Annotated in this window: 20 protein-coding genes; 10 read left to right on the top strand and 10 right to left on the bottom strand. The window is 69.3% G+C overall.

Translation table 11 applies throughout. The annotated features are described in order from the left end of the window. Nucleotides 1-7: 7 nt before the first annotated feature. A complete protein-coding gene (locus tag R0232_RS27050; RefSeq protein ID WP_431510086.1) occupies nucleotides 8-877 on the top strand; it encodes an aldo/keto reductase in 870 nt (289 codons plus the stop codon). A 7-nt stretch (nucleotides 878-884) separates the two neighbouring features. On the opposite strand, the gene R0232_RS27045 is transcribed toward R0232_RS27050, so the two are convergent. Further along, entirely contained in the window at nucleotides 885-1,547 is a 663-nt protein-coding gene (locus R0232_RS27045) for a TetR/AcrR family transcriptional regulator (protein ID WP_093340533.1), read from the bottom strand. Between the two features lie 270 nt (nucleotides 1,548-1,817). Here R0232_RS27045 and R0232_RS27040 point away from each other — a divergent pair, with 270 nt between their 5' ends. The 5 genes from R0232_RS27040 to R0232_RS27020 are packed head-to-tail and all read left to right on the top strand — an operon-like array spanning nucleotide 1,818 to nucleotide 8,224. Then, nucleotides 1,818-3,857 carry a hydantoinase/oxoprolinase family protein gene (locus R0232_RS27040; protein ID WP_256222380.1) on the top strand — a complete coding sequence of 680 codons (2,040 nt, stop codon included), beginning with the start codon at nucleotides 1,818-1,820 and terminating at the stop codon, nucleotides 3,855-3,857. Next, nucleotides 3,854-5,578: a hydantoinase B/oxoprolinase family protein gene (locus tag R0232_RS27035; RefSeq protein ID WP_431510085.1), complete on the top strand. Its 1,725-nt coding sequence runs from the start codon at nucleotides 3,854-3,856 to the stop codon at nucleotides 5,576-5,578. The genes R0232_RS27040 and R0232_RS27035 overlap by 4 nt, the downstream gene beginning before the upstream one ends. A gap of 60 nt (nucleotides 5,579-5,638) precedes the next feature. Further along, nucleotides 5,639-6,640 (top strand): ABC transporter substrate-binding protein, encoded by a 1,002-nt coding sequence (locus R0232_RS27030; protein WP_431510084.1) that lies wholly within the window; start codon nucleotides 5,639-5,641, stop codon nucleotides 6,638-6,640. 25 nt (nucleotides 6,641-6,665) lie between these two features. Further along, on the top strand, nucleotides 6,666-7,433 hold the full coding sequence (locus R0232_RS27025) for an ABC transporter ATP-binding protein (RefSeq protein ID WP_261210784.1): 768 nt from the start codon (nucleotides 6,666-6,668) through the stop codon (nucleotides 7,431-7,433). Nucleotides 7,434-7,435: 2 nt separating this feature from the next. Further along, nucleotides 7,436-8,224 (top strand): ABC transporter permease, encoded by a 789-nt coding sequence (locus tag R0232_RS27020; RefSeq protein WP_203202354.1) that lies wholly within the window; start codon nucleotides 7,436-7,438, stop codon nucleotides 8,222-8,224. A gap of 68 nt (nucleotides 8,225-8,292) precedes the next feature. Here the strand turns inward: R0232_RS27020 and R0232_RS27015 are convergent, their stop codons facing one another. From R0232_RS27015 to R0232_RS26980, 8 genes are all read right to left on the bottom strand, one after another. Beyond that, nucleotides 8,293-9,780, bottom strand: a complete 1,488-nt coding sequence (locus R0232_RS27015; protein ID WP_431510083.1) for a nucleobase:cation symporter-2 family protein — start codon at nucleotides 9,778-9,780, stop codon at nucleotides 8,293-8,295. Nucleotides 9,781-9,953: 173 nt separating this feature from the next. Further along, nucleotides 9,954-10,946, bottom strand: coding sequence for an NAD-dependent epimerase/dehydratase family protein (locus R0232_RS27010; RefSeq protein WP_431510082.1), 993 nt, complete (start codon nucleotides 10,944-10,946; stop codon nucleotides 9,954-9,956). A 103-nt stretch (nucleotides 10,947-11,049) separates the two neighbouring features. Beyond that, entirely contained in the window at nucleotides 11,050-11,592 is a 543-nt protein-coding gene (locus R0232_RS27005; RefSeq protein WP_431510081.1) for a helix-turn-helix domain-containing protein, read from the bottom strand. Nucleotides 11,593-11,603: 11 nt separating this feature from the next. Further along, nucleotides 11,604-12,371, bottom strand: coding sequence for a GntR family transcriptional regulator (locus tag R0232_RS27000; RefSeq protein ID WP_057591523.1), 768 nt, complete (start codon nucleotides 12,369-12,371; stop codon nucleotides 11,604-11,606). 46 nt (nucleotides 12,372-12,417) lie between these two features. Continuing rightward, complete coding sequence (locus R0232_RS26995; protein ID WP_057591522.1) at nucleotides 12,418-13,158, bottom strand: aspartate/glutamate racemase family protein; 741 nt, start codon at nucleotides 13,156-13,158, stop codon at nucleotides 12,418-12,420. 28 nt (nucleotides 13,159-13,186) lie between these two features. Beyond that, nucleotides 13,187-14,680 carry an NCS1 family nucleobase:cation symporter-1 gene (locus R0232_RS26990; RefSeq protein ID WP_431510080.1) on the bottom strand — a complete coding sequence of 498 codons (1,494 nt, stop codon included), beginning with the start codon at nucleotides 14,678-14,680 and terminating at the stop codon, nucleotides 13,187-13,189. Nucleotides 14,681-14,935: 255 nt separating this feature from the next. After that, on the bottom strand, nucleotides 14,936-16,621 hold the full coding sequence (locus tag R0232_RS26985) for an S-layer protein (RefSeq protein ID WP_431510079.1): 1,686 nt from the start codon (nucleotides 16,619-16,621) through the stop codon (nucleotides 14,936-14,938). A gap of 189 nt (nucleotides 16,622-16,810) precedes the next feature. Continuing rightward, a complete protein-coding gene (locus R0232_RS26980; RefSeq protein WP_431512930.1) occupies nucleotides 16,811-17,731 on the bottom strand; it encodes a LysR family transcriptional regulator in 921 nt (306 codons plus the stop codon). Nucleotides 17,732-17,887: 156 nt separating this feature from the next. Between R0232_RS26980 and R0232_RS26975 the strand changes: the two genes are divergently transcribed. From R0232_RS26975 to R0232_RS26960, 4 genes are all read left to right on the top strand, one after another. After that, the gene (locus R0232_RS26975) at nucleotides 17,888-18,790 is read left to right on the top strand and encodes an amino acid ABC transporter substrate-binding protein (protein ID WP_431510078.1); all 903 of its coding nucleotides are present in this window, start codon (nucleotides 17,888-17,890) and stop codon (nucleotides 18,788-18,790) included. A 77-nt stretch (nucleotides 18,791-18,867) separates the two neighbouring features. Continuing rightward, on the top strand, nucleotides 18,868-20,118 hold the full coding sequence (locus R0232_RS26970; protein ID WP_296792309.1) for an aminotransferase class V-fold PLP-dependent enzyme: 1,251 nt from the start codon (nucleotides 18,868-18,870) through the stop codon (nucleotides 20,116-20,118). Between the two features lie 97 nt (nucleotides 20,119-20,215). Then, a complete protein-coding gene (locus R0232_RS26965; protein ID WP_431510077.1) occupies nucleotides 20,216-20,992 on the top strand; it encodes an acetoacetate decarboxylase family protein in 777 nt (258 codons plus the stop codon). A 58-nt stretch (nucleotides 20,993-21,050) separates the two neighbouring features. Next, nucleotides 21,051-21,854 carry an AraC family transcriptional regulator gene (locus R0232_RS26960; protein WP_431510076.1) on the top strand — a complete coding sequence of 268 codons (804 nt, stop codon included), beginning with the start codon at nucleotides 21,051-21,053 and terminating at the stop codon, nucleotides 21,852-21,854. A gap of 3 nt (nucleotides 21,855-21,857) precedes the next feature. Here the strand turns inward: R0232_RS26960 and R0232_RS26955 are convergent, their stop codons facing one another. Then, the gene (locus tag R0232_RS26955) at nucleotides 21,858-23,093 is read right to left on the bottom strand and encodes a M20 family metallopeptidase (RefSeq protein ID WP_057596528.1); all 1,236 of its coding nucleotides are present in this window, start codon (nucleotides 23,091-23,093) and stop codon (nucleotides 21,858-21,860) included. Between the last annotated feature and the right edge of the window lies 1 nt (nucleotide 23,094).

Raw genomic sequence — 23,094 nt, 5'->3', positions numbered from 1 at the left:
TGGCCCGATGCGAACACTCTCCTTTCCCCAAGGCGCCGGCAACGGCAACGAGATGCCCGTGCTCGGGCTGGGCACCTGGCGCATGGGCGAGGCCGCCGGCCGCCGCCAGGCCGAGGTGGCCGCGGTGCGCGAGGCCATCGCGCTCGGCTACCGGCTGATCGACACCGCCGAGATGTACGGCGAGGGCGGCGCCGAGACCGTGGTGGGCCAGGCCGTGGCCGAGGCGCTGCGCGCCAGCGAGGTGCGGCGCGACGAGCTCTTCATCGTCAGCAAGGTCTATCCGCACAACGCGAGCCGGCGCGGCACGCCCGAGGCCTGCGAGCGCAGCCTGAAGCGCCTGGGCCTCGATGCCATCGACCTCTACCTGCTGCACTGGCGCGGCAGCCATCCGCTGGCCGAGACCGTCGACGCCCTGCAGGCGCTGGTGGCGCGCGGGCGCATCGCGCGCTGGGGCGTGAGCAACTTCGACACCGACGACATGGAGGAACTGGCGCCGCTGGGGCAGGGCGGTCCCTCGTGCGCGGCGAACCAGGTCTACCTGTCGCTCGGCGAGCGCGGTCCCGAGTTCAGCCTGCTGCCCTGGCAGCGCGAGCGCGGCATCCCGCTGATGGCCTACAGCCCGATCGACCAGGGCGCGCTGGCCGACGACGAGGGGCTCGGCGAACTCGCGGCGGACCTGGGCGTGAGCGCGGCCCAGCTCGCGCTGGCCGCGGTCATCGCGCGGCCGGGCGTGGCGGCGATTCCGAAGGCGGTGGACAGCGCGCATCTGAAGGAGAACTTCGCGGCGGCCTCGTTGACGCTCGATGCCGACGTGCTCGCGAAGCTCGACCGGCTGCATCCGCCGCCGAAGCGCAAGACGGCGCTCGCGATGATCTGATCGGCGGCTAGGCCGCGTCGCCGCTGCGGTCGCAGAGGTAGCTGATCACCATGTCCGAGGCGTGCCTGAGCCGCGACTGCTGGCGGTCCGAGGCGCCGAGGTCGACGTCGAGCACGTACGAGAGCGTGTAGCGGTTGGTGATGAAGTACGAGCCCAGGCCCGAGATCGAGACGTAGAGGTCGACCCAGTCGGCATCGCGGCGGAACACGCCTTTCTGCTTGCCCGATTCGAGGATGGTCGACAGCGCGGTGCGCAGCGGGTTGAACATCTCCGAGATCACCTTCGACTTGCGGATGTGCACCGCCTTGTGCAGGTTCTCGGTCGACAGCAGCTGGTGGAACTCGGGCTGGTCGATGAAGTGCTGCACCGTCTTCTCGACCAGCTCGCGCATGTCGCGCACCGGGTCCTCGCCCGTGAGCGCGAGTTCGTTCTGGCGCTCGCGCATCGCGCCGTAGGCGCGTTCCATCACCTCGATGAACAGCGCCTCCTTGCTGTCGAAGTAGTGATAGACGAGGTTCTTGCTGATCTTGCAGCGGGCCACGATCGCGTCGATGCGCGCGCCGTCGTAGCCGTGCGCGGCGAACTCCTTGCTCGCGATCTTCAAGATCCGGTCTCGCGTTGCCACGGCATTGCGCTGCCGCGGCTTGGGCGTCTTTGTGTCGTGTGTCATGGGTCCTGATGTCGGCGAGGCACCACCGAGGCCGCGAGTCTACTTCCGGCGCGGGCGCGAAAAAGATGCAAAACAAAGGTTGACATCGTGCGGTCACGGCTCCTATATTTCGCCCTCAATGGTACTAGCCAGTTAGTTAGTTAAGGCCGGTCCCATTATCGTCCAACCCCGCTAGAACGGAGCATCACAATGGGTTCTGCACCACAGCGAAGCAAAGGCGTGCGCGTCGGATGCGATATCGGAGGAACCTTCACCGATATCGTGCTCGCGATGCCCGACGGCCGGCTCTTCGTGAACAAGACGTCCACCACGCCGGAGGACCTCGGCAAGGCCATCGTCAACGGCTTGCGCGCATTGATCGACCAGGCCGGCATCGCGCCGGGCGATATCGCCGAGATCGTGCACGGCACCACCACCGCGTCGAACACCATCCTGCAGAAGGTCGGCGCGAACACCGGCGTGCTCACCACCGAGGGCTTCCGCGACGTGCTGGAGATCGGCCGCATCCGCACGCCCACCATGTTCGATCTCGGCTGGCAGAAGCCGCAGCCGCTGGCCACGCGCCGCTGGCGCCGCGGCGTGCGCGAGCGCATGGGCTCGCGCGGCGAGGTGGTCGTGCCGCTCGACGTCGAGCACCTGCTCGAGCAGGCCGGCGAGCTGGTGGCCGACGGCGTGAACGCGGTCGCGCTGTGCTTCCTCAACAGCTACATCAACCCGGCGCACGAGCTCCAGGCCAAGGCCGCGCTGCAGGCGCGCTTTCCCGAGCTGCTGCTGAGCGTGTCGTGCGAGGTGCTGCCCGAGATCAAGGAGTACGAGCGCACCAGCACGACGGTGGTCAATGCCTACATCCTGCCCGCGATGAAGACCTACCTCGCGCGCCTCAAGAAGGACCTGCGCGACATGGGCGTCGATGCCTCGCTGCAGGTGATGGCCTCCAACGGCGGCATGATGGGCATCGCCTCCGCGACCGAGAAGCCGGTGTTCGCCGTGGCCTCGGGCCCGGCGGGCGGCGTGGCCGGCGCCGCGCGCATCGGCGCGATGGGCGGCGACGACGACCTGATCGTCTTCGACATGGGCGGCACCACCGCCAAGGCCTCGGTCATCGTCGGCGGCCAGCCCTCGCTGACCAACGAGTACGAGTTCCGCGACGGCATCAGCGCGCCGAGCCGCTTCGTCAAGGGCGGCGGCTACGTGCTCAAGGTGCCCGCGATCGACATCGCCGAGGTGGGCGCGGGCGGCGGCTCGATCGCCTGGATCGACGGCGGCGGCCTGCTGTGCGTCGGGCCCGAATCGGCCGGCGCTTCGCCGGGCCCGGCCTGCTATGGCAACGGCAACGAGCGCCCGACCGTGACCGACGCCAACATGGTGCTCGGCTACCTCAATCCGCAAGCGCTCGCGGGCGGCAGCCTGCCGGTCTCGCCCGAGCTGTCGGCGCGGGCGATCGATGCCCACGTGGCCGGGCCGCTGAAGCTCGACCGCCTCGCCGCGGCGCACGGCATCCGCCAGGTCGCCAACGTGAACATGGCACGCGCGATCCGCGCGGTGACGGTGGAGCGCGGCCGCGATCCGCGCGACATGTCGATGATCGCCTTCGGTGGCGGCGGCCCGCTGCATGCGGTGGCGGTGGCGCGGCTGCTCGGCATCCGCCGCGTGATCGCGCCGATCATGGCCGGCGTCTTCTGTTCGGCCGGCATGCTCTCGGCCGACGCCGAGCACAACTTCGTGAAGGCGGTGCTGCGCCCGCTGGCCGATTGCGAGCCGGCCGCGCTCGCACGCGCCACCGCGGTGCTCGCCGACCAGGGCTTCACGGTGCTGGCCTCCGAGGGCTACGCGGCCGACGCGGTGCGCGTGGAACGCTTCGCCGACCTGCGCTACCTCGGCCAGAGTTCTGAACTCACGGTGGCGCTGCCCGCGGGCACGCTCGACACGGCCGTGCTCGAGCAACTGGCGCGCGACTTCCATGCGCTCTACCAGCAGACCTTCGGCTACAGCAGCGATGAGCCGCTCGAGCTGGTCAACCTGCGCGTCAGCGCCCATGGCCGCAGCGACTTCCGCCTCGACTTCGCCAAGTGCCGCGTCGACGCGACCGCGCTGCAGGGCACGCAGGGCGAACGCCTCGTGAGCTTCGCGCCCGGCGAGGCGCCCGCTTCGACGCCCGTGGTCCCGCGCGCCAGCCTCGGTGCCGCGCCGGTGCAGGGGCCGCTGATCGTCGAGTCCTACGACACCACCATCGTCGTGCCGCCGCACTGCAGCGCGCGCGCCGATGCCATCGGCAACATCGTCATCGACCTCCAGGAGATCCCGGCATGAACCGCGCCATCGACCCGATCACCTTCGCGGTGGTCAAGAACGCGATGGATTCCATCGTCGACGAAGTGGCCTACACCGTGCTGCGCACCGCGCGCTCGGAGATCGTCAAGGACGTGATGGACTACTCGGCCGCGATCTGCGACCGCCACGGCCAGATGATCGCGCAGGCCAAGACCATCGCGCTGCACCTGGGCGCCATCCCCGAAGCCATGGCCGAGGTGCGCAAGCGCTACGGCGACGCGCTCGCGCCGGGCGACGCGGTGATCGTCAACGACCCCTACCAGGGCGGCATGCACCTGCCGGACATCTTCATGTTCGTGCCCTTCTTCTACCGCGAGGAGCTCGAGGGCTTCTGCGTCGTCATCTGCCACCACACCGACGTGGGCGGCCGCGTGCCCGGCTCGAACGCCAGCGACTCGACCGAGGTCTACCAGGAAGGCCTGCGCATCCCGGTGGTCAAGCTCTACGAACGCGGCGTGGTCAACGACATCATGGAACGCGTGATCGCGCAGAACGTGCGCGTGCCCGACCGCGTGCTGGGCGACCTGCGCGCGCAGTACGCGGCCTCGCAGGTGGGCGTGCGCGAGCTCACGGCGCTGTTCGACCGCTATGGCCGCGACGACGCGCGGCGCTACTTCGCCGAACTGCTCGACTATGCCGAGCGGCTCACGCGCGAGGAGATCCGCCGCTGGCCCAAGGGCACCTTCCATTTCGAGGACTTCATCGACGACGACGGCCTCTCGCCCGAACCGATCCCGATCCGCGTCGCGCTCACGGTGCACGAGGACCGCGTCAGCGTGGACTACACCGGCTCCTCGCCGCAGGTGCGCGCGGCCATCAACTCGACGCTGTCGTACACCAAGTCCTGCACCTACCTCAGCGTGCGCTGCGCATTGAAGGGCGACGTGCCGAACAACGCCGGCGTGTTCCGCTGCATCGAGGTGCACGTGCCCGAGGGCACCGTGCTCAACCCGATCGAGCCGGCCGCGGTCGCGGCGCGCGCGCTCACCGGCTACCGCGTGTTCGACGCGATGCTCGGCGCGCTGGCGCAGGTGGTGCCCGACCGCATTCCCGCCGCGGGCGAGGGCGGCAACACCGTGGTCTGCCTCTCGGGCAAGAAGGACGACGGCAGCAGCTACATCATCGTCGACATGATCTGCGGCGCCTGGGGCGGCCGCCCCGGCTCCGACGGCATCGAGGCGATCACCAATGCTTCGCAGAACCTCTCGAACACGCCGGTGGAAACGCTGGAGGCGCAGCATCCGGTGCGCGTCGAGGCCTACGAGCTCGAGCCCGATTCCTGCGGCGCCGGCCGCTACCGCGGCGGCCTCGGCATCCGGCGCAGCTACCGCGTGCTGGCCGACGACGTGCTGCTGCAGCTGCGCGCCGACCGCATGAAGTTCCAGCCCTACGGCCTGCAGGGCGGCCTGCCCGCGAAGTCGGCCTCGAACCGGCTGCAGCACGGCGGTGAAACCACCGAGCTCGCGAGCAAGGTTGGCATGCGCATTGCAAGAGGCAGCGTGGTGACGCACACGCAACCCGGTGGCGGTGGCTTCGGCGATCCGCTGCTGCGCCCCGCGCAAGAGATCGAGCGCGACGTCTGGGACCACAAGCTCTCGGCCGACTTCGTGCGCCAGCACTACCGCGCGGTGGTCGATCCGGCCAGCGGCCGCATCGATGCCGCGCAAACCCAGGCACTGCGCGCCGGCACGGCGGACTGAAGCACCGCGCCACGCCCGCGATTCCCCCACCACCCCATGACGAAGAAGCAGAGGTAAGCGATGAAAAGACGTACGTTGACCCAAGGCCTCGCGGCGATGGCCGCGCTCCCGGCGCTGTCCCTCGGCCTGCGAACGGCGCAGGCGCAGGGGGTCACCAAGCTGCGCGTGCGCATGGACTTCTCGCCCTGGGGCATGCACGGCGCGGTGCACCTGGCCCAGCAGAAGGGCTGGTTCAAGGACGAGGGCCTGGAGGTCGAGGTGCAGGACGGCACCGGCACCATCTCGACGCTGCAGCTGCTCGCGGCAGGGCAGGTCGACGTGGGCCAGGTGGCGCTCGGCACCATGGCGGTGGCGAAGGAGAACGGGCTCGAGCTGGTCTCGATCGCCGGCTTCGCGCGCACCGGCGACCTCGCCGTCATGACCGACGCGGCGCAGGGCGTGAAGTCGCCGAAGGAGCTCGCGGGCAAGAAGATCGTGTGCTTCACGACCAGCCCGTGGGCGCCGTTCATCGAGCCCTTCCTCAAGGCCAACGGCATGAGCAAGAGCAGCATCGAGCTGGTGATGGTCACGCCCAGCGCGATGATCTCGACCTATGCCTCGGGCAACAGCGACGGCTTCATGTCGCAGGCCCCGTTCGGCCAGCCGATGGTGCTGAAGACCCGCAAGGCCAGCGCGCTGCTGCTGGCCGACAGCGGCATCAGCTTCCCGAGCTACGGGCTGGCCACGACGCCGAAGGCGATCGAATCGAAGCAGGCCGCGATCGCGAAGTTCACGCGCGTGCAGCTGCGCGCCTGGCAGTACATCCACGACAACCACATCGACGAGGCGGTGGCCGCGATCGTGGCGCAGCGGCCCAATGCGCGGCTCGACCCCGAGGTGCTCAAGGGACAGCTCGTGGCCTACCGCCCCTTCTTCCAGAGCCCGGGCGACAAGAACCTGCCGATCGGCCAGCAGTCCGACGCCGACTGGGCCGCGGCGATCCGCTCGATGGAACAGACCGGCCAGATCAAGCCGGGCCGCAAACCCTCCGACTACTACACCAATGCGCTCCTTTCCGTCTGAAGCGCCCGCGCGCGGAGCCCACCACGTGGCCGACTTCCTGTCGATCGACGGCCTTCACAAGGTCTACCAGTCCGGCCGCAAGCCGATCACCGCGCTGCAGGACGTGCGCCTCGGCGTCGCGCGCGGCGAGTTCGTCTCGATCGTGGGCCCGAGCGGCTGCGGCAAGAGCACGCTGATGCGCTGCATCGCCGGGCTCGAGCCGATCACCAGCGGCCGGCTCGCGCTCGATGGCGTGCCGATCACCGAGCCGCCCGACAACATGGGCGTGGTGTTCCAGCGCGACCTGCTGCTGGAATGGCGCAGCATCCTCGACAACGTGCTGGCGGCCGCCGAGTTCCATGGCCTCGAGCGTGCGCGGCATGCGCCGCGCGCGCGCGAACTGCTGGCCCTGTTCGGCCTCGCCGACTTCATGGACCGCTATCCGCGCGAGCTCTCGGGCGGCATGCGCCAGCGCGTGTCGATCTGCCGCGCGCTGCTGCTCGATCCGCAGCTGCTGCTGATGGACGAGCCCTTCGGCGCGCTCGACCCCTTCACGCGCGACGCGCTCAACGCCGAGCTGCAGCGCACCTGGATGGCGACCGGCAAGACGGTGATCTTCATCACCCATTCGATCACCGAGGCCGTCTACCTCGGCGGGCGCGTGGTGATGATGGCGCGCGGCCCGGGTCGCATCGCCGACATCCTGCCGATCGAGCTCGAGCGGCCGCGCGGCCTCGACGTGCGCGAGACGCGCGAGTTCGCGGCCTACGTGTCGCGCATCAAGGAAACCTTCCGCGAACTGGGCGCCTACTGACCATGAAGACACTCTGGAACCACACCGAGCGCAGCCGCCAGGCCCTGCTCACGCTCGCCGTGCTGCTCGTGGCCTGGGAGGCGTGCGTGCGCCTGCTCGGCATCCGCGATTTCCTGCTGCCCGCGCCCTCGAAGATCATCGGGCAGTTCCTCGCGCAGCCCGGCTACCTGCTGCGCGAGACGCTCGACACGCTGCTCACCACCATGTACGGCTTCGTGCTGGCCGTGGTGCTCGGCGTGGCCGCGGCCATCGGCATCGTCTACTCGCGCTTCCTCGACCGCACGCTCTACTCGCTGCTGGTGGCGCTCAATGCCGTGCCCAAGGTCGCGCTCGCGCCGCTGTTCGTGATCTGGATGGGCACCGGCGCGCTGCCCAAGGTGGCGATCGCGATGCTGATCGCGATCTTCCCGATCCTGATCGACTGCGTGCTGGGGCTGCGTTCCACCGACCCCGACATGCTCGACATGGCGCGGGTCAACAAGGCCACGCGCGGGCGCATCCTCTGGAAGATCCGCTTTCCCAATGCGCTGCCCAGCCTGTTCGCGGGCATGAAGGTCGGCGTGTCCTTCGCGCTGGTGGGCACCATCGTCGGCGAGTTCGTGGCCGGCGAATCGGGGCTGGGCCACGTGATCCTGGTGGCGCAGGGCAGCTTCGACACCTCCACCGTGTTCGTCGCGCTCGCGCTGCTGTGCGTGCTCGGCGTGGTGCTGTTCAAGGGGATCGAGCTGGCCGAGGAGCGGCTTCTCGGCTGGCATGCCTCGCAGCGCGGCGTGCCGGCGCACGCGGTCTAGCAGCGGCCGTGCGCGCTGCATGAAAAAAGGGGCCGTCGGCCCCTTCGTTCGTTGTGGCGTGCAGCGGCTCAGTGCGCATCCGCATGCTTGGCCGCCGCGATCACCGCCTGCTCGTCGTGCTTCGCGCCGTTGAGGAACAGGTTCAGCAGCACCGCCGCGATCGACGCCAGCAGGATGCCCGACTCGATCAGCGAGTGGATCGCATGCGGCATCCACTGCTTGAAGTTGGGCGCGATCAGCGGAATCATGCCGACGCCGATCGAGACCGCGACGATCATCGCGTTGTGGCGGTTGTGCTTGAAGTCCACGCCCGAGAGGATGCGGATGCCGGTGGCGGCCACCATGCCGAACATCACCAGGCCCGCGCCGCCGAGCACCACGGTGGGCAGCGACTCCACCAGCGCCGCCATCTTCGGCAGCAGGCCCAGCACGATCAGGATCACGCCGCCGGCCACGCAGACATAGCGGCTCTTGATGCCGGTGACGGCGACCAGGCCCACGTTCTGCGAGAAGCTGGTGTAGGGGAAGGTGTTGAAGATGCCGCCGATCAGCGTGCCCAGGCCGTCGGTGCGCAGGCCCTTGGCGAGGTCCTGCTGCGAGATCCTGCGCTCGGTCATCTCGCCGAGCGCGAGGAACATGCCGGTCGATTCGATCATCACCACCACCATGATCAGCGTCATCGTGAGGATCAGGATCGGGTCGAACTGCGGCATGCCGAAATGGAAGGGCAGCACGATGTCGAACCACGCGGCCTTGCCGACCTTCTCGTAGGTCATGAGGCCGGTGAGCGAGGCCACGACCGCGCCGATGACGATGCCCAGCAGCACCGAGATGTTGGCGACGAAGCCCTTGGCGTACTTCACGATCAGCAGGATCGACACCAGCACCAGCGCGGCCACGCCCAGGCCCGAGAGGTCGGCGTACTTGGGGTTGGGCACCGTGGGCATGATCGCGAAGCCCTTGGGTACCGCGGGGATGGAGCTGCCGGGCGAGGTGACCTCGGCCAGCCACTTGGCGTAGACCGGGTCGACCAGTGCGGGCGCCGTCGGGCCCACGGGATTGCCGAAGATCCAGTTGATGCCCACGCGCATCAGGCTGATGCCGATCACCGCGATGATGGTGCCGGTGACCACCGGCGGGAAGAAGTGCAGCATGCGGCTCACGAAGGGCGCGATCAGTATCGAGATGACGCCCGCGCCGATGATGGCGCCGAACAGCAGCTGCGCGCCGTTCTGGCCCGGGTTGGCGTTGGCGATCGCGACCATGGGTGCCACCGATGCGAAGGTCACGCCCATCATCACGGGCAGCTTGATGCCGAACCACTGCGTGGCGCCGAGCGCCTGGATCAGCGTGGCGATCCCGCAGCAGAACAGGTCGGCCGAGATCAGCAGCGCGACCTCGTCGGGCGAGAGCTTGAGCGCGCGGCCCACGATCAGCGGGACCGCGACCGCGCCCGCATACATGACCAGCACGTGCTGCAGGCCCAGGGCGGTGAGCTTGCCGGTGGGCAGGCGCTGGTCCACCGGATGGACTGGGGAAAGGGAGTCGGCCGTCATCGTGAATCTCCTGCTGCGGCAATGAGAGAAAGACAGGGAGAGGTGCGGCGCGCAGTCGTCGGGCGCGTCCACCGCATCTGGTGTACGCGAAACTGTATACAATTTATGCGGCAATCCGGACTGAGGAAAACCCGGAGGGCCCGGATGGGCCCGATGCCGTGCCGGAGGCTCGTTCAGGCCACGGGGTAGGGACCGTTTTCGAAGCGTTGCGCGTGGTAGCCCTTGCTGCCCACGGCATGCGCCAGGTCGCTGCGAAAATCGCGGCCCTCGCGCAGGCTTTGCAGCACCTGCGCGAAGTCGTGCTTTGGCACCCAGCCCAGGTCGCGCCGCGCGCGCGCGTTCACGTACACGCGGTCGAGCTGCGCGGGCAGGGTCCAGCCGCGCCGTTCGTAGAGCGCCTCGCAGTCGGGGAAATGCCGGCGCAGCACGGCCGGTGCATCGCTGCGCAGCAGCGCGAGCTCGTCGCGCGCGAAGGGCGTGGTGGCCGAGACGATGTAGCGGCCGAAGCCCAGTGCCGGTGCGCGCCGTGCCGCGCACAGGTGCGCCTCGACGATGTCCGCGATGTCGGCGCGGCGGTGCAGCAGCTCGTTGGCCTGCGCGTTCTCGAGCGAGTGGCGTTCGCGCGCGCGCGGATCGTCGTCGTCCTCGGGGAAGAAGCGCGAGGTGCGCAGCACGATCGCGTGGAGGCCGTGCTCGCGGTGGAACAGCTGGCACAGGTCCTCGGCCGCGGTCTTGGTCACACCGTAGATGTTCTTCGGGATCGGCGTCACCTCTTCCGTGATCCAGGCGGCGGGCTCGCCCGGGGCCGGCGTGAGCGCCGAGCCGAAGCTGCTGGTGGTGCTCGTGAACACGAAGGCCTGCACGCCGGCCGCCACCGCCTCCTCGAGCAGCGCGAGCGTGCCCGCGATGTTGGTCTCGACGAAGTCCTGCTTCGCATGCGTGGCCACGTGCGGCTTGTGCAGGGTGGCGGCGTGCAGCACCGTGCGCACGCCGCGCATGCACTCGCGCACGAAGCCGCGGTCGGCGATGGAGCCGGTGCGGTCGGTGAAGGGCGAGGCGAGCAGGTCGATGCCGCGGGCTTCGCCCCCGGTGTCGGGGTGCGCGCGCAGATGGCGCATCAATGCTTCGCCGAGATGGCCGGCGCTGCCGGTGACCAGGGTGGTCATGGGAACGGTTTCCTTCCTGCGATGGGGATTCTCGAAACCGCGAGACTAGCGCGAGGCCGCGCGCCCCGTCCACGCATAAGTTATGCGTGGGGCGGTCCGCCCCTCAGGCGATGGTGGTGACCAGCCGTCCCGCGCTGCCGTCGGCCAGCGCGATGCGCTCCCACAGCACGCGGCCCGGCAGGATCGGGATCACGGGGTCGAGCGTGCCGGCGGTCGCGATCTCGAGCGTGGCCAGTTCGCCCTCGTGCCAGCCGCGGTCCGCGAGCGTGGCCTCGGCCGCGAGGATCTCCTGCGAGGCGTAGCCGATCAGCGAGCGGCCGATGAACTCGGCCGGGTCGGCGCGCCATTCGGACTGGCGCGCGGGCGAGGCCGCGAGCAGCCGGTGCGTGCGGTCGCAGATCAGGTGCACCTTGCGCGAGGACGATTCCACCAGCCGCTTGAGGGCCGCGTCCTGGCGCGGATCGCGCGCCGCGGCCAGCAGCCGGTGCGCGGTCGCCTGCTGCGCCTTCGACAGCGGCAGGTCGCCGCGCTCCCAGCGCGACACGGTGGCCTGGTGCACGCCCATGAGCTGCGCGAAATGGCTCTGCTTGAAGCCGCGCAGCAGCCGCAGGCGCCTGAGCGCGAGACCGGTGTCGTGGGCCGCCATGCGCGCGTTCCTCAGGCCAGCAGCGCCTTCACCAGGTCGAGCTGGCGGTCGGGCTTGCCGGTGCCGAGCTCGAGGCTGGCCTCGATGCGGTCGAGGTGTTCGATCATGCAGTTCACGGCGGCTTCCACGTCGCCGGTGCGGCAGATGCGCAGGAAGTCGGCATGTTCGTCGGACGAGCAGTGCGGATCGTTCGACGAGTGGTAGAGCATCGCGATCAGCGAGCTGCGCGCGACCAGTTCGCGTACCAGCTCGGCCAGCGTGTGGTTGCCGGTGGCCTCGGCCAGCGCGACGTGGAAGTCGCCCAGCAGCTTCTCGCGCACCGTGCCCATGGTGGTGGTCTGGCGCAGCGCGTTGCGCTCGAAGCGGATGTGCTGGTCGAGCGCCTGGTAGTCGCGCGGCCGCGCGTTGGCGATGAACAGCCGCACCACCTCGCGCTCGAGGATGCGGCGCACCGCGAACACCTCGCGCGCTTCCTCCACCGTGGGCTGGCAGACGAAGGCGCCCTTGTCGGGAATGATCTCGATCAGCTTGTCCTTCGACAGCATCAGCAGCGCCGCGCGCACCTTGGTGCGGCTCACCGAATAGACGCGGCCCAGCGCCTCCTCGCGCAGCCAGGTGCCGGGCGGCAGGCGCTTCTCGACGATGGCGGTGGCGATGTCCTGGGCGATGCTCTCGATGGAGCTGGCCTTGTCCGCCTTCTCGCTGGCGGCGGCCGGGCCGTCGCCGGACGCAACCGGCGCGGCGGGGGAAGGAGCGGGGGTGGAACGTGCGCGGGGCATCCGTGGATTGTCGCTTGGCGAAAGCCGGTGCCGGGCGCACATGCCGCTATGGCCTCGCGAGGGTGAAGCCTTCGAGCGCGCCGACCATGGTCTTGGGCAGCGGCCGCGCGAGCTCGCCGCGCTTGCTGGTGCGCAGCTTGAGCCGCACCAGCGATTCGATCAGCTGCGTGCCCGCGGCGACGCCGTCGATCACCGGCACGCCGAGCAGCTCGCCGATGTGCTCGCACAGGTCGGTCATGCCGGCGCAGCCGAGCACGATGCAGTCGGAGCCGTCCTCCTCGAGCGCGCGCCGGCATTCCTCGACGATGCGTTCGCGCGCGCGCGAGCCCGGCTCCTCGAGCTCGAGCACCGGCAGCTCGCAGGCGCGCACGTTGGCGCAGAAGCGCTCCATGCCGTAGATCTCCGCCAGGTGCCAGGCCTGGCCGATGGTGCGCCCCAAGGTGGTGACCACGCTGAAGCGGCTGCCGACCATGCTGGCCAGGTGCATCGCGGCCTCGGCGATGCCCACCACCGGCCCGCGCGCGAGTTCGCGCGCGGCCTTCAGGCCCGGGTCGCCGAAGCAGGCGATCACGTAGCCGTCGATGCCGTCGCGCTCGCCGGCCGCGATCTCCTGCAGCAGGCCGGGCACGGCCAGCGCCTCGTCGTAGTGGCTCTCGATGGACACCGGGCCCATGGCCGGGCTCACGGCCACGATCTCGGTGCCGGCGTGCGCCACCGCGCGGGCGCAGGCACCGATCTTCTCGGTCATGCTCCAGGTGGTGTTGGGGTTGATGATCTTGATGCGCACGGTGCGCTCCCTTTCTCTTGCAGTGTGTTCAGGTCTTGGTGTTGCGGTTCAGCAGCGCGTAGATCACGAAGCCCAGCGCCATGCCGATGAACCAGGCGTAGTTGGCCGCGCCGCGCAGGGTCGGCACCATCACGCACAGGATCGGCACGATCGCCGAGGGGATCAGCGCCTGGATCGCCTTCGGGTTGTAGCCGCCGCTGTACCAGTACTTGCCCTGCGTGCTCATGCTGTAGAGCGCATCCACGTCGATCTGCTGCTTGCGCACCAGGTAGTAGTCGGCGATCAGGATGCCGAACAGCGGGCCGATGAACGAACCCAGCACGTCGAGCGTGTAGTGGATGACCTCGGGACTGTTGTAGAGGTTCCACGGCGTGAGGAACACCGAGCCCACGGCGGCGATCATGCCGCCGGTGCGCCAGCTGATGTGCTGCGGCGCGACGTTCGAGAAGTCGAAGGCCGGCGAGACGAAGTTGGCGACGATGTTGATGCCGATGGTGGCGATCATGAAGGTCAGCGCGCCCAGCACCACGGCGGTGGTGCTGTCGATCTTGCCCACGGTGTGCACCGGGTCGGTGATGAGTTCGCCGAACACCGGCAGCGTGGCGGCGGTGGTGATCACGGTCAGCAGCGAGAAGAATACGAAGTTGATCGGCAGGCCCCAGAAGTTGCCCTTCTTCACCGCGTCGAAGCTCTTGCCGTAGCGCGAGAAGTCGCCGAAGTTGAGCATCGGGCCGCTGAAGTAGCTGACCACCAGCGCGATGGCCGACAGCATCACCGGCAGCGCGTCCCAGCCCTGGAACTTGATGCCGCCGAGGTTCAGGTCGATGTTCTTCCAGCCGGCCTTCCACACCAGCCAGCCGCACAGGATGGCCATCACCACGTAGACCGCCGGACCGGCCCAGTCGATGAACTTGCGGATCGCGTCCATGCCGTGCCAGAACACGAAGGCCTGCAGCACCCACATCACCATGAAGGCGACCCAGCCCAGCGTCGACAGGCCGACGAAGCCGTGCTGCGCCAGGTCGGCGTAGGGCGCGAGGTTGGGGAACATGTGCAGCGCCAGCACCATGAAGGCGGCCGAGGCGAGGTAGGTCTGCACGCCGTACCAGGCCACCGCGATCAGGCCGCGGATGATGGCCGGGATGTTGGCGCCGAGCACCCCGAAGGAGGCGCGGCACATCACGGGGTAGGGCGTGCCGGTCACCTGGCTGGGCTTGGCGACCAGGTTGCAGAAGATCTGCACGATCACGATGCCCACCAGCAGCGACACCAGCACCTGCCAGCTCGACAGGCCGAGCGCGAACAGGCTGCCGGCCGTGATGTAGCCGCCCACGCTGTGCACGTCGGACATCCAGAACGCGAAGATGTTGTACTGCCCCCAGGTCTGCTTCTTGAGCGGCGCGAGGTCCTCGTTGGTCAGGCGCGGGTCGTAGCCGGGCTTGATGAGGGCATTCGATTCGGCATGCGCCGGGGCGCTGGCTGCGCTGGCCCCGGCGGGCGTCTGGCTGACGGCTGTGCTCATGGTCTGTACCTCGTCTCTTCGATTTGGGTTGCGTTGGAGGACCGGCTTGCGACGCAATTTGTGCGCCCGTTTTTGAGTTCGTTATTTGTATACAAAAACTGAGCACAATCAAGATCATCCAGATATTCATATATCCGTAGATTCCCTGAGACGCGGGCGGGCGGGCGGGCGCGGACCGCTGCTGCAAGAAAAGAGCGCCGGGCCCAGGGGCCACGGCGCTCTCGCGCGGAAAGGGAGGGGGAAGACGGGCCGGGCCTACTTCGCCGCCACCTTCACGAACACCGGGTTCGAATAGAACCAGAGGTCGGCGTAGTTGCGCGCGTTGATCGCGTTGAAGCGCGCCACGTTGTCGTTGCCCTCGGTGCGCGCGTCGGGCAGCGGCTCGCCGTTGGCGGTCTCGCCGGGCACGTCGGTGCCCAGGTTGGTGCCGCGCAGCCGGAAGTACTGGTTGGCGCCGGCCTTCACGGTGAAGCTGGCGGCGTAGTAGCCCTCGGCGTCGAGCTTCCAGTCGGCGCGCGTGAAGCGCTTGACGACGCGCGTCGACGGGCTGGTCGCGCGGTCGTAGCCGGGCGTGCCGGGCTGCTCGCGGCCGGTCACGTCGCCCGCGATCAGGTCGATGTGGTCGACCACGGGCTTCACGTTGGCATAGAGGCCGCTGCCGAGCTGGTACTCGAAGTTGTTGCGCTCGGGGCTCCTGAAGCGCACGGTGATCTGCAGCTCCTCGCCTGCGGCGGCCGCGAGCTCGGTGCCCATGCGGCCGGCGCCCTTGCTGCTCTTGACCTGGAAGTCGAGGGCGTCGATCAGGTCGCCGTTGACCGCGAACAGCCGGCCCGCGCGCATCGCCGCGAGCAGCGACTTCGGGTCCTTGATGTCGCCGAACAGGTGGTTCTTGGCGTACTCGCCGGGCGCGTATCCGCTGCTGTAGAGGCCGCGCGAGGTGGTGAAGTGGTAGTCGGAATCGGCCACGTTCCAGATCCGGCGGCCTTCCGACAGCAACGCGTCCCAGGTGCCGCCGAGCTTGGCCACGAGGTGGTCGACGCCGCCGTAGGTGCGCGAGGGCAGGTTGGCGTCGATGTAGGCGCTGTTGTAGCCGCCGCGGTCGGGCTCCATCTGGTTGCCGACCATGCCCTCGAGCGAGAACACGATGTCGGGCGCGAGGTCGTTCATCTCGCGCAGCTGCGCGATCGTGTACTTGCCGGGGTTGCGCGAGGGATGGTTGATCTGCAGGTAGCTGGTGGTCGGATAGTTCTTCTTGAGCCAGGCCACGGCCTGCATCGTCTCGGCGTGGGTGTTGTAGCCGGTGCCGGCCTTCGGTCCCCAGGCGGCCACGTCGGCGGCCGGGAACAGCGCGGCGTCGCGGTTGGTGAACAGGTACTCGAACTGGCTCACGGCCTTGAGCGCGGCATCCGACATCGGGCTGTCGGTCAGGATGCCGACGTTGCCGTGGTCGTGCGCGGGCATGTCCCATTCGGCCGAGGCGAAGATGGTCTTGTCGGCGTACTTGCCGCTGGCCTGCAGCGCCTTGATGCGCGGCACCTGGTACTTGGCCATGCCTTCGGAGAACGGGATCTGCGCGGGCAGGGTGCGGCCGTCGTTGTCGTAGGACGAGAGGCGCAGGTGGTCCGAGATCGCGACCCAGTCGAGGCCGAAGCGGTCGAAGGCCTTGGCCAGCACCTGGTCGAGCGTGGAGATCTGCTGCGTGTCGTCGGACTGCCAGGTGTGGACGTGCAGGTCGCCGACGGTCCAGCGGCCGGCTTCGGCGGCCGGCGCGGGCGGCGGGGCCGGGGGCGCGGGTGCCGGGGCGGGCGCGGCGGGCAGGCCGCCGAACACCACGGCGCTGTCGGAGCCGCCGCCGCAGCCGGCGAGCAGGGCCGTGCCGAGCACGAGCGAGAAGGCGAGGCGCGACAGCGGCAGGCCGGGGAGGGAAGACAGGGATTTCATGAAGACGGGAACAGGAACGCGGAAGGGACACGAGGCCGCCGCTGCAAGGCCGCGGCGCTCGGGGACGAACGAGGCGCAGGTGCGCCAGGAACGCGCTGGAGTCTCGGTGCCCGTCGTGACGCGTGCGTGAAAGCAGAATGAAAGTCACGCCGCTGTCACGAGCGGCGCGCGGCCCGCGACATCAGCCTGTCATCGCGTCGTCGCGTCGTCGGCCTGCGCCTGGAACATGCGCGTGAAGTCGCAGCAGGACTGCGCGAGCATCACGATCGACGAGGTCAGCGCGCTGCGGTGCTCGCCCTTGTGCATCGCCACGTAGCGCACCACCGGCAGGGCCGGTGCCACCTCGATCTCGGCCAGCATGCCGGCCGCCACCATCGGCCGCAGGCATTCGCGCGGCAGGTAGCTCACGCCCAGGCCCGACACCGTGAGGCCGACCAGCGCGATCAGGTTGCTGACCACGATGGTGTCGGCCGGCTGCACGCCCTGTTCCTTCATCCAGGCGTCGTAGGCGCGGCCGGTGCCCGAGTTGCCGCCCTGCACCAGCATGCGCTGGCGCGCCAGCTCGTGCAGCCGCAGCGGCGCGTCGGCGGGCACCACGCCGGGCTTGCACATCCAGGCGCTCTTCACCTCGCCGATCGCCTTGCTCGCCATGCGCGCGTCGGCGAAGCTGTCGGGCAGAAACACCAGGTCGAGCTCGTCGGCCAGCAGCTTGTCGCGCAGCTGCAGGCTGTCGTCGACGTCGGGCTCGAGGATCACCTTCGGGTAGTGCTGCTGGATCAGCCGCACCAGCCGCGGCAGCCAGGTCATGGCCGTGAGCTCGGTCACGCCGATGCGCAGCCGGCGCTCCACCACGCCGGGCTTGCCGAACTGCTCGACCGCCGCGTCGCGCTGCGCCAGCAGCTTCTGCGCGAGCACGTACATCTCCTCGCCCTTCTCGGTGAGCCGCGCGCTGCGCTGGCTGCGGTCGAACAGCTCGGTGTCGAACAGCGCCTCGAGCTCGTGCACCCGCTTCGACACCGCCGACTGCGAGGTGTGGAGCTGGTTCGCGGCCTGCGCGAAGCCGCCCAGGCGGGCGATCCAGTAGAGGGCCTCGAGCTGCTTGAAGGTCATCATGGCGCTGCGTTCCTTGGGCGACAGAACACTTTAAGCGATCTTTTTCGATGAATAAAAATCGCTTTTGGAAACTTGAAGCCGCGCCGAAGATGCGCTCCGAACCGGTTGCGCCCACCACTTTCGTATTCAACCCACACGGCCAAGGACTTCACCATGCATTTCCCACGCGCCTTCGCACGCCCCGCCGCGCTCGGCATCGCCCTCGTAGTGGCCTGCGGCGTCGCTGCCGCCCAGGACAGCGGCACGCTGCGCAAGATCAAGGACAGCGGCACGATCCAGATCGGCAGCCGCGACACCCAGATCCCGTTCTCGTACAAGACCAGCGCCGACGCGGCGCCGATCGGCTTCACCAACGAGATCTGCCTGAAGATCGTCGAGGCGGTGAAGGCCAGGCTCAACCTGCCCAAGCTCGACGTGCGCTACACGCTGCTGAACTCCACCAACCGCATCCCGCTGCTGCAGAACGGCACCGTGGACCTCGACTGCGCGACCACCACCAACACCACGCAGCGCCAGCAGCAGGTGGACTTCGCGCCCAGCCATTTCGTCACCAACATCACGGCGGCGGTCAAGAAGAGTTCGGGCATCAACAGCTTCGCCGACCTGCAGGGCAAGACCGTGGCCACCGTGGCCGGCAGCACCTCGATCCAGTTGCTGCGCGGCGCGCGCAAGAACGGCATCGACGTGCAGGAGATCGCGGGCAAGGACACGGCCGATGCCTTCCTGCTGCTCGCGAGCGACCGCGCCGCGGCCTACGTGCTCGACGACGTGCAGCTCGCCGGCCTGATCGCCAACCAGCCCAACGCGGGCGACTACAAGCTGCTGAAGGAATCGCTGCGCCAGGAGCCCTACGGGATCATGCTGCGCAAGGACGACCCCAAGTTCAAGGCGATCGTCGACCAGACCGTGGCCGGCCTCATGAAGTCGGGCGAGATCGACAAGCTCTACGCGCGTTGGTTCACGCAACCGATCCCGCCGCGCAACGTGAGCCTCGACTTTCCGATGTCGGACGCGGTGCGCGAGACCTACAAGAACCCGAACAACAAGGGCGTGTGAGCGTGAGCGCTTCTTCCTCCTTTTCTTCCCCGACCGGCGCGCAGCATCCGCGCGGCCTGGCCTTCTCCGACGCGCTGATGCGCGAGGTGCGCGAGCGCTTCCTGCTCGTGGAGCGCGACCACCACGGGCGCGAGCGCCTGTACTTCGACAACGCGGGCGGCTCGTTCCGGCTCAAGGCCGCCATCGAGCGCTTCGCGGCCATCGACGCGGTGCCCGACAACACCGAGCGCATCCACGAGACCGCGCTCGAACTGCAGGCCGTGCAGGCGCGCGGCTGGGACGACGTGCGCACCATCCTCAATGCCGAGGGCGGCAGCATCTTCGCGGCGCTCACCGCCTCGGGCGCCATGTTCGACATGGTGCGCGCGGTGGCCGAGAACGTGGGCGGCACGAACATGGTGACCACCGTGCTCGAGCATCCCTCGGCCTACGACGCGATGGCGCTCTATGCCGAGCGCACCGGCCGCGAATTGCGCGTGGCGCGCAGCAACCCCGAGACCGGCGGCATCGACGTCGACGAGATCGTGCGGCTGGTCGATGCCAACACCTGCCTGCTCAACGTGATCTACGCCTCGAACATCTCGGGTGCGAAGCTCGACATCGAGGCCATCGTGCGGCGTGCGCGCGAGGTCAAGCCCGATCTCTACATCGTGGTGGATGCGGTGCAGCATGCGCCGCACGGACTGATCGATCTGCAGAAGACGCCGGTGGACGGCATCAACCTCGCGCCCTACAAGTTCTTCGGCTGCCGCGGCTCGGGCATCGCCTGGATGTCGGAGCGCGCCGCGGCCCTGCCGCACCACAAGCTCGCGGGCAAGAAGGCCGGCCACTGGGACCTCGGCAGCGTGGCGCCCTGGCAGTTCGCGGTGGTCAGCGAGATCGTCGACTACGTCTGCTGGCTCGGCGGCCACTTCAGCGAGGCCACCGGGCGGCGCGAACTGTTCGCGGCCGGCATCGCGCACATCGAGCTGCACGAACGCGCGCTGCTCGCGGCGCTGCTCGAGGGCGTGGACGGCCAGCCGGGCCTGCGCGCCATGCCGGGCGTGCGCGTGTTCCTCGACCACCCCGACCTGAGCCGGCGCGACCTGATCCTGGGCATCGGCTTCGACGGCCTGGACTGCACGCGCGCCGTGCACGAGTACGGGCTGCGCGGCGTCACGGTCTACGAGCGCACGGCCGCGAGCATCTACTCGAAGCGCATGCTCGATTCCTTCGGGCTCGAAGGCACGGTGCGCGTGTCGCCGCTGCACTGCAACTCGATGGCGGAAATGGCGCGCTTCCTCCAGGTGACGCAGGAGATCGCGCGCGCGTTCGCGACGGCGGACTGAGGCAAGGGGCACCGCGGCGGGATCACTGGCGTACAAGACGCCCGCGCGCGGGCGTCCTATCGTGGGGCGGTCTTCCACTTTCGTGAACCGCCTCCCGATGCCCACCCCGTTCTCGCCCCCCTTCACCGCCTCCGGCCGCAGCGCGCTCGTGCAGGCGCCGCCCTGGCACTACGCCGGCTGGCTGGTCAACGTGGCCTTCGCCTTCGAGGCCGAACGCGCCGCCGCGCTGCTGCCCGCCGGGCTCGGCCGGGCCACCGGCCAGGGCTGCGTGCATTTCGCCGACTGGCAGTTCTGCGGCGCCGATGGCGCGGAGCTGCTCGACCCCGTCTATGCGCAGTACCGCGAGACCATCGTGGTGCTCGAGATCGAAGGCCCTCCGGGCGAACAGCGCTTCTGCTGCCCCTTCATCTACGTCGACCAGGACATCTCGCTGCTGCGCGGCTGGCTGCAGGGCTGGCCCAAGAAGATCGGCCAGACCTGGGTCACGCGCAGCCTGCCGATCGCCCATCCGGCGGCCGCCTCGCTGGGCCAAGGCAGCCGGCTCGGCGCCAGCCTCAGCGTGAAGGAGCGCCGGCTGGTCGATGCCAGCGTCACCCTGAACGGCGAGCCCGGCGAACGGCTGGGCTTCCTGCGCGCGCCGACCATCGGCGCGATCGGCTGGCCCGACCTGACGCGGCCGCGGGAGGTGCCGGTGCCGCGCCATCTGCGCGCCGACATCGTCGATCGCGTGGAGTCGGGCTGGAGCGCGGGCAGCGCCACCCTGCGCTTCCACGACCATCCGGTGGAGGAGCTTGCGCTGCTCGGCGAGGTGCGCGCCACGCAGGCCACGGCCGGCTGGATGGGGCTCACGGTGCGCGGTGCCTTCGCTGCCTAGGCTGCGCGCGATGCCCGCGGCGATCGTGTCGAGGGCGCTGCTGCGCTACCCTCGCGCGATGACCGCCGTTGCCGCGCCGCCGCCGTCCTCCCGCCTGGTCGTGCTGCCCTCGGGCGAGGGCCTGCGCGTGGAGGCGCTGTTCGCGGCCGAGCCGCGCGCCCGCTTCGCGCCGCACTGGCATCCCGAATGGAGCGTGGGTGCCATCCTCGAGGGCCACTGCGAGTTCACCTGCGACGGCGAGGCGCTCGTGGCCCATGCGGGCGAGCTGGTGCTGATGGCGCCCTACATGCTGCACACCGCGGGCGTGAGCCGGCGCAGCTTTCGCATGGTGATGCTCTATGTGCCGCATGGCTGGGTCGCGGCGCGGTTGGGTTGGCCGACGGATTCGCGCGGTGCCTTGCAGCGCAAGGTGCTGCCCGATGCGGAGCTTGCCGAGGCCCTGGCTGCCGCCGCGACGGCGGCGGACGGCGCGGGCATCGCCCACCTGGTCGAGCGCATCCTGCGTGCTCAGACCGGTCCCGAACTCATGCCGCTGCAGCCGCCAGCGCCCGATGCGCGCGTGGCGGAGATCTGCGCGCTGCTCGCCGAGGAGGATGCCTGCCGCATCGACCCGGCCGCGCTCGCGCGCCGCATGGGCGTGTCGCGCGAGCACTTCCAGCGTGCCTTCCGCGAGGCCGTGGGCATGACGCCCGCGCACTACGCGCGGCATGCGCGCATCGGCCGCGCCAAGGCGCTGCTGCGCGAGGGCGTGGCGCCGAAGGACGTGGCGGCCGAATGCGGCTTCGCCGACCAGGCGCATTTCTCGCGCTGGTTCCGGCGCTGCTTCGGGGTGGCGCCGGGGCGGTATCGCGTGGCCGCCTGAGGCTCAGGCCAGCAGGTCGCTCAGCGTGCGCGCGATCACCTTGGTCGCGCGCCGCAGGTCCTCGAGCACCACGCGCTCGTCGCTGCGCTTGGCATGCGACTCGAGCACGGTGCGCGGGCCGGCGCCGTAGATCACGCCCGGAATGCCGGCCTCGCCATAGAGGCGAACGTCGGTGTACAGCGGCGTGCCCATGGCCTTGATCGGCTCGCCGAACAGCTCGCCGCCATGCTTCTGGATCGCCTCGACCAGCGGCTTGTTGCCCGCCAGCGGCTTCATCGAATTGGCCAGCAGCAGGCGCTTGATCTCGACCGTGATGCCGGGGAACGAGGCCGCCGCGTCGGCGATGACCTGGCGGATCGAGGCCTCGACCTCGACCGGGTTCTCCTCGGGGATCATGCGGCGGTCGAGCTTGAACACCACCTTGCCGGGCACCACGTTGGTGTTGGTGCCGCCCTCGATGCGGCCGACGTTGAGGTAGGGGTGCGTGATGCCCTCGACCTGCGAGCTGACCTGCTGGTAGAGCGTGTTCTGCGCATAGAGCGCCTCGAGGATCTTCACCGCGCCCTGCAGCGCGTCGATGCCGGTGGAGGGAATGGCGGCATGCGCCATCTTGCCGTGCACCGTCACTTCCATCTGCAGGCAGCCGTTGTGGGCCGTGACCACCTCGTAGCTGAAGCCCGCGGCGATCATCAGGTCGGGCTTGGTGAGGCCGTTCTTCAGCAGCCAGCCCGGGCCGAGGATGCCGCCGAATTCCTCGTCGTAGGTGAAGTGCAGTTCGACGCCGCCCCTGGTCGGCTTCGCGACCGCTTCGAGCGCGCGCAGCGCGAAGGTGAAGCTCGCGAAGTCGCTCTTGCTCACGGCGGCCGCGCGGCCGTAGAGCGAGCCGTCGGCGATCTCGCCGCCGTAGGGATCGTGGGTCCAGCCCTCGCCGGGCGGCACCACGTCGCCGTGCGCGTTGAGCGCCACGGTGCGGCCGCCGTCGCCGTCCTTGCCGTATTTGCGGCGCACGATCAGGTTGGTGATCGATTCGAGGCCGTAGTCCTTCACGTCCTGCGCGGGCACGGCGTGCTTCTCGGCCACGAGGCCGAAGCCCTCGAGCAGTTCGGCAGTGCGCTCGGCATGCGGCGCGTTGTTGCCGGGCGGGGTGTCGGTGGGCACCTGCACCAGTTGCTGCAGGAACTTCACTTCCTCGTCGAAGTGGGCGTCGATCCAGGCGTCGAGCTTTGCGTAGTCGGTCATG

It is taken from the genome of Variovorax sp. DAIF25, from assembly GCF_050711835.1.
In the GTDB taxonomy this organism is placed as follows: domain Bacteria; phylum Pseudomonadota; class Gammaproteobacteria; order Burkholderiales; family Burkholderiaceae_C; genus Variovorax.
The sequence above is the reverse complement of the archived record's forward strand: the minus strand, read 5'-3'. Positions and strand labels throughout refer to the sequence as shown.

What these genes read in the sequence shown, in the direction of transcription:
- R0232_RS27050 (WP_431510086.1), top strand. Translation starts at nt 8, where the DNA reads ATGCGAACACTCTCCTTTCCCCAAGGCGCCGGCAACGGCAACGAGATG.
- R0232_RS27045 (WP_093340533.1), bottom strand. Translation starts at nt 1,547, where the DNA reads ATGACACACGACACAAAGACGCCCAAGCCGCGGCAGCGCAATGCCGTG.
- R0232_RS27040 (WP_256222380.1), top strand. Translation starts at nt 1,818, where the DNA reads ATGCCCGACGGCCGGCTCTTCGTGAACAAGACGTCCACCACGCCGGAG.
- R0232_RS27035 (WP_431510085.1), top strand. Translation starts at nt 3,854, where the DNA reads ATGAACCGCGCCATCGACCCGATCACCTTCGCGGTGGTCAAGAACGCG.
- R0232_RS27030 (WP_431510084.1), top strand. Translation starts at nt 5,639, where the DNA reads ATGAAAAGACGTACGTTGACCCAAGGCCTCGCGGCGATGGCCGCGCTC.
- R0232_RS27020 (WP_203202354.1), top strand. Translation starts at nt 7,436, where the DNA reads ATGAAGACACTCTGGAACCACACCGAGCGCAGCCGCCAGGCCCTGCTC.
- R0232_RS27015 (WP_431510083.1), bottom strand. Translation starts at nt 9,780, where the DNA reads ATGACGGCCGACTCCCTTTCCCCAGTCCATCCGGTGGACCAGCGCCTG.
- R0232_RS27010 (WP_431510082.1), bottom strand. Translation starts at nt 10,946, where the DNA reads ATGACCACCCTGGTCACCGGCAGCGCCGGCCATCTCGGCGAAGCATTG.
- R0232_RS27005 (WP_431510081.1), bottom strand. Translation starts at nt 11,592, where the DNA reads ATGGCGGCCCACGACACCGGTCTCGCGCTCAGGCGCCTGCGGCTGCTG.
- R0232_RS27000 (WP_057591523.1), bottom strand. Translation starts at nt 12,371, where the DNA reads ATGCCCCGCGCACGTTCCACCCCCGCTCCTTCCCCCGCCGCGCCGGTT.
- R0232_RS26990 (WP_431510080.1), bottom strand. Translation starts at nt 14,680, where the DNA reads ATGAGCACAGCCGTCAGCCAGACGCCCGCCGGGGCCAGCGCAGCCAGC.
- R0232_RS26985 (WP_431510079.1), bottom strand. Translation starts at nt 16,621, where the DNA reads ATGAAATCCCTGTCTTCCCTCCCCGGCCTGCCGCTGTCGCGCCTCGCC.
- R0232_RS26980 (WP_431512930.1), bottom strand. Translation starts at nt 17,731, where the DNA reads ATGACCTTCAAGCAGCTCGAGGCCCTCTACTGGATCGCCCGCCTGGGC.
- R0232_RS26975 (WP_431510078.1), top strand. Translation starts at nt 17,888, where the DNA reads ATGCATTTCCCACGCGCCTTCGCACGCCCCGCCGCGCTCGGCATCGCC.
- R0232_RS26970 (WP_296792309.1), top strand. Translation starts at nt 18,868, where the DNA reads ATGCGCGAGGTGCGCGAGCGCTTCCTGCTCGTGGAGCGCGACCACCAC.
- R0232_RS26965 (WP_431510077.1), top strand. Translation starts at nt 20,216, where the DNA reads ATGCCCACCCCGTTCTCGCCCCCCTTCACCGCCTCCGGCCGCAGCGCG.
- R0232_RS26960 (WP_431510076.1), top strand. Translation starts at nt 21,051, where the DNA reads ATGACCGCCGTTGCCGCGCCGCCGCCGTCCTCCCGCCTGGTCGTGCTG.
- R0232_RS26955 (WP_057596528.1), bottom strand. Translation starts at nt 23,093, where the DNA reads ATGACCGACTACGCAAAGCTCGACGCCTGGATCGACGCCCACTTCGAC.